A 13,434-nucleotide genomic window follows, 5' to 3' on the forward strand; every position below is an offset into this window, starting at 1 on the left:
TTCATGGAGTCGGTTCTTCTTTTTGTGTACACTAAAGGCAGAAGATTGCGAAGGAGAGTTGACTATGTTAAAAATTGGTTCACACGTTTCGGTTTCAGGTAAGAAGATGCTGCTCGCTGGCAGTGAGGAAGCCGTCTCGTACGGTGCGACGACGATGATGGTCTATACGGGCGCGCCTCAAAACACGCGCCGTAAACCGATCGAGGAGTTAAATATCGAAGCGGCGCTTGTCCACATGGCGGCGCATGACATCGAGGAGATCGTCGTCCACGCCCCATACATCATCAACCTGGGCAATACGACGAAACCCGAGACGTTCGAACTCGCGGTCTCGTTTTTGGCGGCTGAAATCAAGCGGGCCGAGGCGCTACAAGTCGCCCGTCACGTCGTCCTTCACCCAGGTGCCCATGTCGGTGCCGGCGAAGACGTCGGTCTCGCTCGCATCATCGAAGGCTTGAATGAAGTGCTGACCGGAGACGAGACGGTGAAGATCGCCCTCGAGACGATGGCAGGAAAAGGAAGCGAACTCGGGAAGACGTTTGAAGAACTCGCGACGATCATCGACGGAGTGACGCATAACGACCGGCTGTCGGTCTGTTTCGACACGTGCCACGTCCATGACGCCGGGTATGATCTCGTGGGGGATTTAGACGGCGTGATTGCCGAGTTTGACCGCATCGTCGGAATCGACCGACTCGGCGTCATCCACGTCAACGATTCGAAAAACGTGCGCGGGGCGAGAAAAGACCGCCACGAAAATATCGGCTACGGGGAGATCGGTTTTGACGCGTTGAACCGAATCATCCATCATGAGGCGTTCGCGCATTTGCCAAAAATTCTTGAAACACCTTACATTCCAATCAGCGAGAAGACGAAAGTCGCGCCGTATAAGCAAGAGATTGACATGTTCCGGTTAGGCGCGTTCGACGCCGAATGGCGCGAACGATTCGCGCTCGCGCATCAATAAGCGATGAGCGTGCTAAAGATCGATCCAGAGACGTATGACGTATGGGCGGCGCTCCCGACATACTTTCGCGAGCAGAGCCCGTTTTACATTGAAGGAAGCGTTGAGGGACCAGCCTTGATCGAAGTCGTTGGATATGGGATCGTCGCGGAAGTCGAGATCATGCTCGTCGAGACGATGACGCGCCCCGACGACCGGTATTGGCGAACGCGTCCCGACGATGAAGTTCGAGACTATTGTCTCGTCGATTTAGTCGGCCTTGATTTTCATCATCCGCTGCTCAAGAGTGGTATGTACGACGTGTCGACGTCATATGCGACGTTAAAAGATATGTGGGACCGCGGTTATCAAGTCCCATCCCAACGCTGGACACGGCAAACGTACGAGACGCATCTAGCCCGGGAACGAATGATGATGCACCGTATCGCTTCCGTCACGGCTTGTACGAGCTGTGGAGTCGACTTGACAGACAGGTATGGGGCGATGGCCCATCGTCTGCTAGAGTACCATCTTGAAGGGGACAGCGGGATGTGGGTCTGTCCGACTTGTCATAAGGCGATCCATCATGCAGAGTAACAAAAAGAACGATGCCCGCGGGCATCGTTCTTTTTGTTTAAAATGGCCAGTTCGCGAGCGCGAATTGGTAAACTTTCATCCCGAGAAAGACGCCAAAGATTCCGATGACGCCAGGCAAGACCGGGGGGGCAGGCAACGGCAACTTCAAGGCAGTGAAAATCATGCCACAGATGAGGCCGGCGAGCAACGAGAGTAAGATTTCTTGCATGAATGATTCCTCCATATTCGAAAATGAAAGCGTTTCAACTGACTAATCGAACTAATTATACAATGTTCTTTCTCGTTTGAGAAGTCTAACATCAGTCATCAGTCATTTTCTCATTTTCGGCCCGAAGGCGAAGCACTTCACGTTCGGCCCAGTTCGACGGCTCCCGTTCGAAGACGCTCGGGATGTTGTTCCAACGGCCGCCTGTATATTGATGGATAATGATCTGCGATTGAATTTTCTCTTGGCCGGGCTCTTGTTTGATGTAGACGTAACTGCCATCGGCGCGTTGGATCCGCGCTTTGACGTTGTCGACGAGCTGTAGCGCGAGCATGTCTTTAATGTATGACTTATGACCCGCATCTAGGATCGGGAACAAGATCTCGATGCGCTTTTTCATGTTTCGGGTCATCCAGTCCGCAGACGAGCAATACAAGTCTTCTTTCCCGTTTTGATAGAAATAGAAGATGCGAGAATGTTCTAGATAGCGGTCGATGATCGAGACGACACGAATATTGTCCGAGACACCTTTAATGCCGGGCCGCAGGCAACAGATGCCGCGAATGATCAAATCGATCTTGACCCCGGCCTGAGACGCGTCATACAGCTTCGTGATGATCGACTTGTCGGTGAGCGAGTTCATCTTGGCGACGATGCGACCGTTCCCATACTTCTCATGCAGTTTGATTTCGTCTTCAATCTTATGAAGGAAGAAGTCGAGCATGTCGTCAGGCGACGTCTCGAACTCATGCCAAGACGGTCGTTCACCGTAACCGGAGAGCCAGTTGAAGAAGTTGGTCGCATCTTCGGCCAAGTCCTCATTTGTTGTCAACAAGCCGATGTCCGTATAAAGCTTCGCCGTCGAGTCGTTGTAGTTACCGGTACCGAGGTGGACGAAGCGTTGGAGGACACCTCCTTCTAAAATCCGCACGACAAGCGTGATCTTCGAGTGCGTTTTTAACTCTTTATAGCCGTAGATGACGTGGGCCCCGGCTTTCTCGAGCTGTTTCGCCCATTGAATGTTCTTCTCTTCATCGAACCGGGCCTTCAGTTCGACGAGGACGGTGACTTGTTTGCCGCTCTCGGCAGCGTCAGTGAGCGCTTTAATGATCGGTGAATCGCCAGACACACGGTAAAGCGTCTGCTTGATGGCCAAGACGTTCGGGTCTTTCGCGGCCTGAGCGATAAAGCGGACGACCGGGTCGAACGAATGGTATGGGTGATGGAGCAAGTAATCCTTTTTCAAGACGGCCTTGAACAAGTCCTTGCCGGGCTCGAGTCCTTCCGGGACGAACGGGATGAGCGTCTCATTGATCATCTCGTCATATTCGATCCCGATCTTGTTGTAGATGCCAAACAAGAACGTCAAATCGATTGGTCCGTCGACGACGAAAATATCGCGCTCGTGCAGATCGAGGACGTCTTGTAGCATAAACAACAGTTCTTTACTGAGTGAACGTTGTTGGACCTCGAGGCGGATGCCGACGCCGTAACGGCGTTTCTTCAATTCTTTCTCGATCTGTTTCAACACATCGTGACTGCCTTCTTCATGGAACGGCATGTCAGCGTTGCGGGTGATCCGGAACGGCATCGTCGACTCGACTTCAAAGCCTTTGAAGAGCGAATCGATAAATTGGATGATGACGTCTTCGAGCAACATCAAATCGGCATGTTCTTCGTCTTCTGTCGGCAGTTCGAGAAAACGCGGTAGGACGGCCGGTACTTGAACGAGGGCGAGTCGCTTTTTGCCTTCGGCGGTCGAAGAGATTTCGACGGCAATATTGAGCGATTTTGACAACAGCATCGGGAACGGGCGATACGCATCGACCGCGATCGGTGTCAAGACCGGGAAGACGTGGGTCCGGAAATACAGTTTGACGAAATTAAGCTGCTCTTTGTTCAAGTTCTTCGGACGTAAAAAGCGGACGTTTTCGTTTCCGAGCTGTTTGACGATTTTTTTATACGTCGCATACTGGACTTCGACGAGTTCTTGAGCCTTGATCGAGATCGCTTTAATTTGCTGCTTCGGTGTCAGCCCGGCCTTGTCCTCCGGTTGGTTGAATCCGGCGAGCACCTCGTCTTTCAGTCCTCCGAAACGGACCATGTAGAACTCATCGAGGTTTGCACTGAAGATGCCGAGGAATTTGAGACGTTCCATGAGCGGATTGCGGTCATCGATCGCTTCTTGGAGCACGCGCTCGTTAAAGCTGAGCCAGCTCAATTCGCGGTTGTTAAAATGTTCGGGTAAGTAAGTTGTCATAAAGTAATCCTCTCCTCTACGCGTAGCTCGATCGTCGTTTCGATCGCGCGTTCTAAATGCTTTTTGTGACGGATGCCACGCTGCAGTTCAAAGCGCGGGGACGTCGTTGTTTGAAGGGTGAAGGCAAGCCCGTCGTCTGTTGTCTCGACGTCGATGTCCTCGACGACTTGACGCTCGGTCAAATCGAGCGCGTCGACAAGTTTGACGATTGACCCGATCAGCTCTAGACTTTTTAACATTTTCGAGTCGAACCATTCAGGAAAGCCCTCGATATGCTGTTCGAGCAGGCGCCGGGACTTGTAAGACGTGACGAGTGCCAGGGCGAGCCGGTCTTCGTTGTTCATGCCTTTAAAGTCATTTGTCGTGATCAAATGGAACGTATGGTCGCTCTTGTTGTTATGGTCGATGTATTCACCGACGTAAGCGAGACGGCAAGCTGCTTCTAACAGTCCCGGTTCGAACGGTTTTGGTTTGATCGTCTTCGCCTCGATCAAGCCCATATAAATTTGACGGGCCAGATGGACGAGATGACGATGCCGGACCGGGTCGACGTCGTATTGTTTCTCGAAGTGGCGGAAACTTTCTTCTTTGACATCAGCGAAACGGATCTCGTTGTTCTCTTTTAAATAGTATTCATAAAATAGCCCTTCCCGCAGACCGTTATTGCTCATCGTAAACTCAGGCACTTTTAAATAGCGGGCCAGTTCATCGATTGCGGTCACGGCCGGAGCGATGATGTCCATCCGGTCTTTTGACAGGCCATCGAGTCGTCCGAGTTGTTTCGTCGACATGTCGATCAGTTCATCGACGACTTCGTGAAGCCGGTCGGCACCGAGCGTATATTGATGGATGCCTTCAAGCGGGAAGTGGGACAACGACTGTTCGACGCGGACGAGGTTACGGGCGGTCCCGCCGACGCCGACAAGCGGAACACCGTGAGGGACGAGCCACTCGATGTCTTTGAACGCCTTCTTCAAGAAAGAAGTCAGTTGTTTCCGCTCATCTTTCGAGAGCGTGTCGCCTGACATAAAATCGTTCGTCAACGTGACGGCACCGAACGGGAAACTATGATAAAAGACGAGCTCGCGGTCTTTGAAGTAAGTCACTTCCATTGAGCCGCCGCCGATGTCGACCGAATAGCCGTCTTCGATATAAGTCGAGTTGACGATGGCCGAGTATCCGTAATACGCCTCTTCATAGTCACTCAACAAGCGGATCTCCATCCCGGTCGCGTCAAGGACCTCGTTTAAAATCGCTTCAGAATTGCTGGCGTTGCGGATGGCTGCGGTCGCGACCGGCAACATCTCTTTGACGCCATGATGCTTGTTCAGACTGATGAAATGGTCGAGTGTCTCGATTAACGATTGGATGCCCATTTCGGATAGTTCGTTCGCATCGGTGATGTGACTCGAGAGCCGAGCGACTTCTTTCACGTTCAACCGTTCGAAATATTGGCCGTGTCGATTCACTTCAAAAATGACGTTGCGAATCGAGTTTGACCCGATATCAATGACTGCTAATTTTTTTTCCACGGTAAATCCCCCTCTGCGATACCTCTAGTGTACAACGAACACTAGACAAACTCATCTTGATTTTGTGTGAAGGCGTGACGACGAGCGCCGCGATCTTCTCAAACTTGAAGCATTTAATAATATTCTGTATAATACAGACGCCAAGCAAGTAGAAATGATTACGATTTATCAAACGAGAGAAGGGTAGCTCATGACGACATCTGTCGTAAAATTAGATCATGTTTCGTATTATTACGATGGCACGGCCGCACTTCAGGACGTGTCCATCGACATCAAGCAAGGTGATTTCGTCGCCATCGTCGGCGAGAACGGGTCAGGCAAGTCGACGTTGATTCGGACGATCCTTGGTCTATTGAGCCCGCAGGCGGGAACGGTCGAACTGTTCGGTCACCCGCAAGGCCAATTCAAAGACAAGTCCCGTATCAGTTACGTTTCCCAAAAAGCGGCGTCATTTAACTCTGGGTTTCCGGTGACGGTCGAAGAAGTCGTCGCCATGGGCCGGTACGGACGGCTAGGCCTGTTCAAGCGATTGAACATGGAAGATAGGGCCGCGATTCAAAATGCGCTCGAGACGGTCAACATGTGGCAGTATCGGAACCGCAAAATCGGAAGCCTGTCCGGTGGGCAACAGCAGCGTGTGTTCATCGCCCGGGCCATCGTCAACCAACCCGATTTGCTCATCTTGGATGAGCCGACGGTCGGGGTCGACCAAAAGCATCTGCGGGACTTTTATGAAGTGCTCCACTTGTTGCGCGAGCAGACGTCATGCACGTTCATCCTCGTCACGCACGATTTAAACGTCGTCACCGACCTCGTCACGAAAGTCGTCCATCTTGACCGAGGACGTATGGCCTGTAACTGTGGGTTGAAAGAGTATAGCGAACTAGGAGAACTTGCCGCCATCAAGCCGTATCCCGTCAAAGTCCTCGTTCATGAAGGTATGTCATGATTGCCGACTTGTTAACCTATAGTTTTTTACGTTATGCGTTCATAGCGGCCGTCGTCATCGGGTTTACGGCCCCGTTGATCGGTTCCTTCGTCGTCGTCAGACGGATGAGTCTGATTGCTGACGCTTTGTCACACGTGACGCTCGCCGGCATCTCCTTTAGTTTATTTCTCGGACAGTATGTCTTGTTCTTCTCTGACTTGAATCCGCTCTACCTCGGGACGCTCGTCTCGGTGCTCGCGGCGCTCGGTCTCGATTGGCTCCGCAATAAGTACGTCCATTTCCAAGAGCTGTCGATCCCGATCATGATGTCGGCGGGGATGGGACTGAGCGCGATCTTCATTTCGTTGTCGCGCGGCTTCTCGGTCGATTTGTCGACGCTGTTGTTCGGTTCGATTTCAGCGGTCAGTCCGTCTGATATCGGTTTGATTCTAGCTGTCGCGCTCATCACGGTCATCGTCATCGTCGTGTTTTATAAACAGCTCTTGTTCTTGTCGTTCGATGAAGAACAAGCAAAAGTGTCCGGATTGCCGAGCACGCTGTTACACTTGTTGTTCATGCTCGTCGTCGCGCTCGTCATCGCCGTCAGTATGCGGATCGTCGGCACGTTGCTCGTCTCAAGCTTGATCACGTTACCGGTCGCGGCCGCACTCCGGTTCACGAACAGTTTCAAACAGACGATTGTTTGGGCAATCGTGTTCGGTGAGCTTGCGACGATTGGGGGACTTGTACTCGCCTACGAACTAGACGTCGCCCCGGGCGGTGTCATCGTCTTGCTCGCCGTCTTGATTTTGGCTGCCGTCATGTTGTTTGAGAAGATCGGCTCGTTACGGAAGAAGGGAGTACTCCATGAAACAGACTGAACAAATCGAACGGTTGCAGTCGTCGTCATTGAAAGTGACGCCGAAACGGATTGAGATGTACGCTTATTTGGCGGCCGAAGAGCGCTATATCAGTGCGAAAGACGTCCTCGACTATATGCGTTCGAAACATCCGACGATGAGCTTTGATACGGTCTACCGGAACTTGAAGTCGTTTGCGGAGGAAGGGTTGCTCGAAGCGACCGAGTTGAACGGTGAGAAAGCGTTCCGGGTCACGTGTGGCTCATCGCACCACCACCATCATTTGATCTGCCGCGGGTGCGGCAAGACGAAACTGCTCGAACTTTGCCCGATGCGTTATGTAGGGACGCTTGACCCCGATTTTGAGGTCATCGATCATAAATTTGAGATTTACGGGTATTGTAAACAATGTAAGTAAGGAAGTTGATTACTTCAACTTCCTTTTTTGTGTACATATGGGGAGGGAGTGAGTCGATGATTTATACGGCAAGTGATATCAAGCGAGCGGATGAACAGGCTTTTGCGCACGGGACGACGCCTGAAGTTTTGATGGAGCGGGCGGCGCTGGCCTTGACGAATCGTTTGGCGATTCGAGCAGAGGCGTCCGTCCTCGTCGTCTGTGGACGAGGGAATAACGGGGGCGACGGCTGGGTCATCGCCCGTGAACTGCACCGGCGTGGGTATGACGTCAGCGTCTGGGCACCACTCGGTGAGCCGAGATCGCCAGAAGCCTTGACGCACGCAGCGTTAGCGAAGCAAGTGGTCCCGGTCGTAGATAATCCGAGACAGGCGGACTATATCATCGATGCCTTGTTCGGAGTCGGCCTTGACGGACCGGTCACCGGGAAAGCGAGAGACGTGATCACCTGGATGTGCGACCAAGCGGCGACGGTGATCGCGGTCGATGTCCCGTCCGGTGTGCCGAGCGACGAGACGAGCCGGTTCGACGGTCACGCGATCGAAGCCGATCAGACGTTGACGTTACATGGTTATAAGCGTAGTGCGTTCTTGAATCAAACCGCACCGTTTTACGGGAAAGTCGAACGAATCGACATCGGATTGCCTGAGACGTCGAACTGGCGCGTATTGACGGAGGCCGATTTTGACCGCGGTCTGCTATCCCGTGATCCATATGGCCATAAATCGACTTACGGTCACGGCCAGCTCGTCGGCGGGAGCCGCCACTTGATCGGGGCACCGTTTTTAGCGGCTCAGGCTGCCCTTCGGAGCGGACTCGGGCTGCTCGACTTGGCGGTGCCGGCTGAGGCGATGGCACTGGCCGCAACGTTACCGGAGGCGATGTTTTACGAGATTGACGCCATACCGGACGCGCGGTATGCGGCGACGGCGATCGGTCCGGGCATGGTCGAGGATGAACGGTTGACGAACGCTTGGCAAGCGGTCAAGAAACGGACGACGCCGATCATCGTCGATGCCGGTGCGCTGACGAAGGAACACTTACAGGCGTCGGGCCCATTGACGCTCACCCCGCATCCCGGTGAACTTGCCCGGTTGACGGGACAGACGGTCGAGATGATCGAGGCAGACCGGTTTAAGGCCGCATCAGACTTTGCGAGGCAACATGGGGTTCATCTCATTCTAAAAGGGACGTACACGTTGATCGTTTCGCCAGACGGGACTGGTGCCGTCAACACGGTCGCAGCACCGGCACTCTCGAAAGGCGGGAGTGGTGACGTCCTGACCGGCATGCTGCTCGCGCTCTGGGCCCGGAGTGCGCGGATCGAGCCGGAGCAGCCCCCGAACGAACAAGCCGTCCTATGGCACGCGTTAGCCGCTAGGTCGGCGAGTGAACGGATTCATCCGGCAAGCGTTCTCGCGAGCGATGTCATCGAGGCGATCGGACGGGTATAGAAAAGAGGAATCCAGCGGCGGATTCCTCTTTTTTATAGGGTAATGATGGATTTTGTAGTCTCGAAGCGGTCGACGAGATGGAGTGCCTCGTTCCAAGACGTGATGCGTTTCACCCCGTCCGGTAACGGTCGACGATTATACGGGGCATCGAACAAGAGCACTGGAATCAATGTCTGTTCATGGATCGAGATGGCATTCTCATAGCGGTCCTCCATGAACAAGTCGAGCGCGAGATCTTTGACGACGCCGACTTTGTCGTGACTGCCTGTCATAATCAATGAGTCGAGCGGCAGTTCGTACTGTTTGATCCAGTCCTCGGTGACAGAGCGAACGGCCTCGCTGCGCGCCGTCACGTAGTGAAGTTGGTGCGTTTTCCGAATGTGCCAGAGCACTTCGTTCACTTCAGAGTGAGGTAGTGAACGCCGATAGATGGCTTCTTCATGACCGTGTTCGATCATGAACGTCCAAAAATCATGTTGCGTCATATTCGTGTACGTATGGAGCTCGTATTCGGTCGCCTGATGATAATCGATGGCGTAACCGAGCATGTCGTTCATATAGTGAAAGCAACTTTGCGGATCCGTGACGGTTCCGTCTAAATCTATCCCAATGTGCATCTTGATTCCTCCTTGCCATAACACTCATTGTATCAAAAGCCCGCTCGGTTGCAACCGAGCGGGCGAGAGATTAGTTAGATTGGTTGGCAAGTTGTTGTTCTTCAAGCTCACGCGCGGCAAGTTTCTCGGCGACGATGGCGTCGATTTCTTTCTTCAACTCTTCGACCATCGTTGCTTCCGGTACTTTACGGATGATTTTCCCGTGACGGAAGAGCAGGCCTTCGTTACGGGCACCGGCGATGCCGATGTCCGCCTCACGTGCTTCACCTGGTCCGTTGACCGCGCAGCCGAGGACGGCGACTTTGATGTTGACGTTAATGTTTTGGATGTACTCTTCAACTTCTTTCGCAATCGAGATCAAATCGATTTCGATGCGGCCGCATGTCGGGCAAGAGATGAGCGTCGCGGCGTTAGCGGCTAGGCCAAACGACTTGAGCACTTCTTTGGCGACTTTGATCTCTTCGACAGGGTCGTCAGACAGCGACACACGTACCGTCGAGCCGATCCCGAGTGAGAGGATCGCACCGAGTCCGGCCGCTGATTTGAGTGATCCTGAGAACAGTGGTCCTGATTCAGTGATCCCGACGTGGAGCGGGTAGTCGAACGTCTTCGCGGCGAGCGTGTACGCCTCGAGGGCAAGGTTCACGTCAGACGCTTTGAGCGAAATGATCGTGTTGTAAAAACCGAGGTCCTCTAAAATCTTGACGTGATGCATCGCACTTTCGACCATGCCTTGGGCTGTCGGATATCCGTATTTTTCGAGGAATTGCTTCTCGAGCGATCCGGCGTTGACACCGATGCGGATCGGGATGCCTTTCGCTTTAGCGGCGTTAACGACCGCTTCGACTTTCTCACGGCGACCGATGTTACCAGGGTTGATCCGAATCTTGTCGACACCGCTTTCGATGGCTTTCAACGCCAATTTGTAGTCGAAGTGAATATCGACAACGAGCGGGATGTTGATGCGACTCTTGATTTCAGCGAGCGCGTCGGCCGCTCGCTCATCTGGACAAGCGACGCGGACGATTTGGCAGCCCGCTTCTTCAAGACGTAAAATTTCGGCGACAGTCGCTTCGACGTCGTGCGTTTTCGTCGTCGTCATCGACTGAATGACGACTTCATCAGATCCTCCGATGATGACGTTGCCGACACGAATCGGACGAGTTAATGAACGGTGTAAAATTTCTGACATATACGTAATCTCCTTCTTTTGGAAAGGTTCCAATCGATTTAGATGGTTGGTTTCTTTCTTATCATAACGAAATGTTTGTGAAAAAGCACCCGGCAAGCGCTCCTGAGATGTGCTCTTTACAAAGCCTAACGTTATCTTAACAGAGGCTTCATAATTTTCCACCGTCTCAAGACCGATATATCGGACGAATAGTAACTTGAGAAAGGTGAGGATTAGATGTGTTAACGCGATTGCAACAGCTGTGGAAGCAGCGACGTCCCGACGGCGTCAAAATTGAGCGACGTCTCCAATGGACGCTGATGCCGCTTGTCGTCATCCTGTTTTTGACGACGTTCGGTTGGTTCGCCCTGAAAGCGGAACACCTGTTGACAGCTGAAGTCGAGAAGCGCTTACTCCGAGAAGCGACAGTCATGCGCGAGACGGTCAAAACGACGTACGGGGCATACCTATCAAATGAAAAAGGGTTGGTACGCTCATTGAAGTCGACGTACATGCAACAGGCGTCAATTTTATCAGCGGACGGACTCGAGGCCGGTCAGTACTTGATTCGAGACGAGCAAGTCGAGCAATTGACAGGAAAAAAAGCGAGCAAGCAGCTTGAAGACAAATTTAATGAAGTGACAGTGAACGAACTCGCAGTCATTGAACGAGACGATTTCTTTTTAGCAGCGGTTCCGATCCCAGAACTACAAGCTCATTACGTATTGGCTGTCACGAGACAATCGGTACTTGGCTCGATGTGGGAACTTCGACAGGCGCTTTTCGCTGTGATCATCATAGCGATGGGAATCATTATCTATTTATTTTCTCGGATGATTCGTCGCGAAGTCAGACCGTTATCGCAGTTTGCGACGCGACTGCGTGAGGCGGTAGAGACGCGTGCTTTTAAAGAAGTAGACTTAGGAGCCAAGTCGTTCGAGATCCGTAGTTTAGAGCGTGAGTACAATACGTTCATCGGTCTGTGGAAAAAGTCGTTGCTGACGATGGACGAGACGTCTTTGGCGTTTGAGACGAGCTTGCCGACGTTCATGCGGCAACTTGCATCAAATGAACAACAAGTTGTCGCTTTTAAAGAAGTCGCAAGTACGGTCGAACAGACGAGTCGATCGTATCAGGCGTTTACGAGTGAATCGACGCATCGCTTCACGGACATTGCGGCCCATGTCGCGGCACTCAAACAAGATATTTCGGCTGTCGACTTGAGAGCGGTAGCGCTGCAACAAACGATTTCGAGCGAAATCGCCTCGTTTGCTTCGGTCAGAGGCGTGAGCGAGCAGTTCAAAGAGAAGGCGGGCGGTATCCAAGAGCGTTTACGCGACAGCGCGGAAACGTCAGAACGAGCCGACGAAGCGCTACAGACGATTTTATCGGTCGCGGCAGCCACGAAGATGTTGGCATTGAACGCCTCAATCGAAGCGGCTCGCGCCGGGGAACACGGAAAAGGGTTTGCTGTCGTCGCTCATGAAGTCGGTCAGCTAGCGAAAGTGACGAATGAATCTTCGATACTTGCCGTTGCGGCAATCGGACAAATCAAATCCGAACGGGAAGAGATTTTTAGCGATATGATTCGCTTCGGCGACGATATCCTTCATTTAGGTGAGACGTTGGACCGAGTTGAGGCAGGGATTGCGAGAATCAATCACGAAGTGCGCGACCAGATGGCTGAGTTCCAATCGATCACGGATCAGACGGCCGCGACGGGAAGTCAGTTGCTCCACATGGCGGAAGCGAACGAACAACTGAAAGAAATCGGCTTGACGCTCGAGCGGAAGTTGAACGAATTGTACGAAGGGGTCGAAGTATGGACGGACGTTCAAGCAACGTTACAAGCAGCCGGGACAGACCTCGGTCATCAAAGTCGACGGCTGCAGGAAGTACTTACTGAACTTGCACCGAAGACGTGATAAAAATCGGGACAGCGCGTATTAGCGCCGTCCCGATTTTTTTTGTTTAAGCGGAATTTGGAATAGCGGGACGGTCAAGAAGACGATCGTGACGACAAAGCCGAGCCAAAGAAGTGCGGGCATAAAGTGATACAAGGCGACGAGCACGAGCGTCGGCACGAGTGTCATCGCGACCGCGTAAGGCCAAGCTTGCCGATACGGCCACGGTTTCTTCATTCGAAGTCTCGTCACGAGTTGAACGAACAAGGCGGCGACGGCGACCCAAGTCATATAGAAGAAGAAGATGGCGAACCCGTGTAAAAACAACCACATCGGTGCGAAAAAATCGGGTCGCAAGACGAGGTAATCTAAAACAGTCGCGACGATTGTAAAGACGAGGCTCGCCAACATATAAGTGTGCAGCGGAGCCAGACGAAGCCGTAGCGTTTGCTTCGTAGGTAGCAGGCTATGGCGGATAAACATTGATGTCGTTTTAAGCATACAGACAAAACCCCATTCTGTTATAGTACAAATCATCTAAAATA

At 52.5% G+C, this 13,434-nt stretch carries 13 protein-coding genes; 7 read left to right on the top strand and 6 right to left on the bottom strand.

Annotated elements, in window-relative coordinates; translation table 11 throughout:
• Nucleotides 1-64: 64 nt before the first annotated feature.
• Nucleotides 65-967, top strand: a complete 903-nt coding sequence (locus EVJ30_RS01575) for a deoxyribonuclease IV (RefSeq protein WP_131442975.1) — start codon at nt 65-67, stop codon at nt 965-967.
• Nucleotides 968-970: 3 nt separating this feature from the next.
• Nucleotides 971-1,540, top strand: a complete 570-nt coding sequence (locus EVJ30_RS01580) for a hypothetical protein (RefSeq protein ID WP_131459021.1) — start codon at nt 971-973, stop codon at nt 1,538-1,540.
• Nucleotides 1,541-1,577: 37 nt separating this feature from the next.
• Here the strand turns inward: EVJ30_RS01580 and EVJ30_RS01585 are convergent, their stop codons facing one another.
• The 3 genes from EVJ30_RS01585 to EVJ30_RS01595 all read right to left on the bottom strand — a co-directional run bounded on the left by EVJ30_RS01585 (nt 1,578) and on the right by EVJ30_RS01595 (nt 5,537).
• Entirely contained in the window at nt 1,578-1,748 is a 171-nt protein-coding gene (locus tag EVJ30_RS01585; RefSeq protein WP_021065708.1) for a DUF1427 family protein, read from the bottom strand.
• Nucleotides 1,749-1,839: 91 nt separating this feature from the next.
• Entirely contained in the window at nt 1,840-4,005 is a 2,166-nt protein-coding gene (locus tag EVJ30_RS01590) for an RNA degradosome polyphosphate kinase (protein ID WP_131459022.1), read from the bottom strand.
• A complete protein-coding gene (locus EVJ30_RS01595) occupies nt 4,002-5,537 on the bottom strand; it encodes a Ppx/GppA family phosphatase (RefSeq protein WP_131467833.1) in 1,536 nt (511 codons plus the stop codon). The genes EVJ30_RS01590 and EVJ30_RS01595 overlap by 4 nt, the downstream gene beginning before the upstream one ends.
• 190 nt (nt 5,538-5,727) lie before the next feature.
• Here EVJ30_RS01595 and EVJ30_RS01600 point away from each other — a divergent pair, with 190 nt between their 5' ends.
• From EVJ30_RS01600 to EVJ30_RS01615, 4 genes are read left to right on the top strand one after another with little or no spacing between them, the layout of a single operon-like run.
• Nucleotides 5,728-6,486, top strand: coding sequence for a metal ABC transporter ATP-binding protein (locus EVJ30_RS01600; RefSeq protein WP_131467835.1), 759 nt, complete (start codon nt 5,728-5,730; stop codon nt 6,484-6,486).
• Nucleotides 6,483-7,346, top strand: coding sequence for a metal ABC transporter permease (locus tag EVJ30_RS01605; RefSeq protein WP_131459025.1), 864 nt, complete (start codon nt 6,483-6,485; stop codon nt 7,344-7,346). Before EVJ30_RS01600 ends, EVJ30_RS01605 begins: the two co-directional genes overlap by 4 nt.
• Nucleotides 7,333-7,743 (top strand): Fur family transcriptional regulator, encoded by a 411-nt coding sequence (locus EVJ30_RS01610; RefSeq protein ID WP_131459026.1) that lies wholly within the window; start codon nt 7,333-7,335, stop codon nt 7,741-7,743. The genes EVJ30_RS01605 and EVJ30_RS01610 overlap by 14 nt, the downstream gene beginning before the upstream one ends.
• A 56-nt stretch (nt 7,744-7,799) precedes the next feature.
• Nucleotides 7,800-9,197, top strand: a complete 1,398-nt coding sequence (locus EVJ30_RS01615) for an NAD(P)H-hydrate dehydratase (protein WP_131459027.1) — start codon at nt 7,800-7,802, stop codon at nt 9,195-9,197.
• A gap of 32 nt (nt 9,198-9,229) precedes the next feature.
• On the opposite strand, the gene EVJ30_RS01620 is transcribed toward EVJ30_RS01615, so the two are convergent.
• Together EVJ30_RS01620 and ispG are read right to left on the bottom strand one after the other, a co-directional pair.
• Nucleotides 9,230-9,814, bottom strand: a complete 585-nt coding sequence (locus tag EVJ30_RS01620) for a hypothetical protein (RefSeq protein ID WP_236634044.1) — start codon at nt 9,812-9,814, stop codon at nt 9,230-9,232.
• A 70-nt stretch (nt 9,815-9,884) separates the two neighbouring features.
• On the bottom strand, nt 9,885-11,006 hold the full coding sequence (gene ispG / locus EVJ30_RS01625; protein ID WP_016508052.1) for a flavodoxin-dependent (E)-4-hydroxy-3-methylbut-2-enyl-diphosphate synthase: 1,122 nt from the start codon (nt 11,004-11,006) through the stop codon (nt 9,885-9,887).
• 218 nt (nt 11,007-11,224) lie between these two features.
• Between ispG and EVJ30_RS01630 the strand changes: the two genes are divergently transcribed.
• The gene (locus EVJ30_RS01630) at nt 11,225-12,910 is read left to right on the top strand and encodes a methyl-accepting chemotaxis protein (RefSeq protein WP_131459028.1); all 1,686 of its coding nucleotides are present in this window, start codon (nt 11,225-11,227) and stop codon (nt 12,908-12,910) included.
• Between the two features lie 21 nt (nt 12,911-12,931).
• Here EVJ30_RS01630 and EVJ30_RS01635 read toward each other — a convergent pair whose 3' ends face one another.
• Complete coding sequence (locus EVJ30_RS01635) at nt 12,932-13,390, bottom strand: hypothetical protein (protein WP_236635586.1); 459 nt, start codon at nt 13,388-13,390, stop codon at nt 12,932-12,934.
• Between the last annotated feature and the right edge of the window lie 44 nt (nt 13,391-13,434).

This window comes from Exiguobacterium sp. SH5S13 (assembly GCF_004337085.1).
In the GTDB taxonomy this organism is placed as follows: domain Bacteria; phylum Bacillota; class Bacilli; order Exiguobacteriales; family Exiguobacteriaceae; genus Exiguobacterium; species Exiguobacterium aurantiacum_A.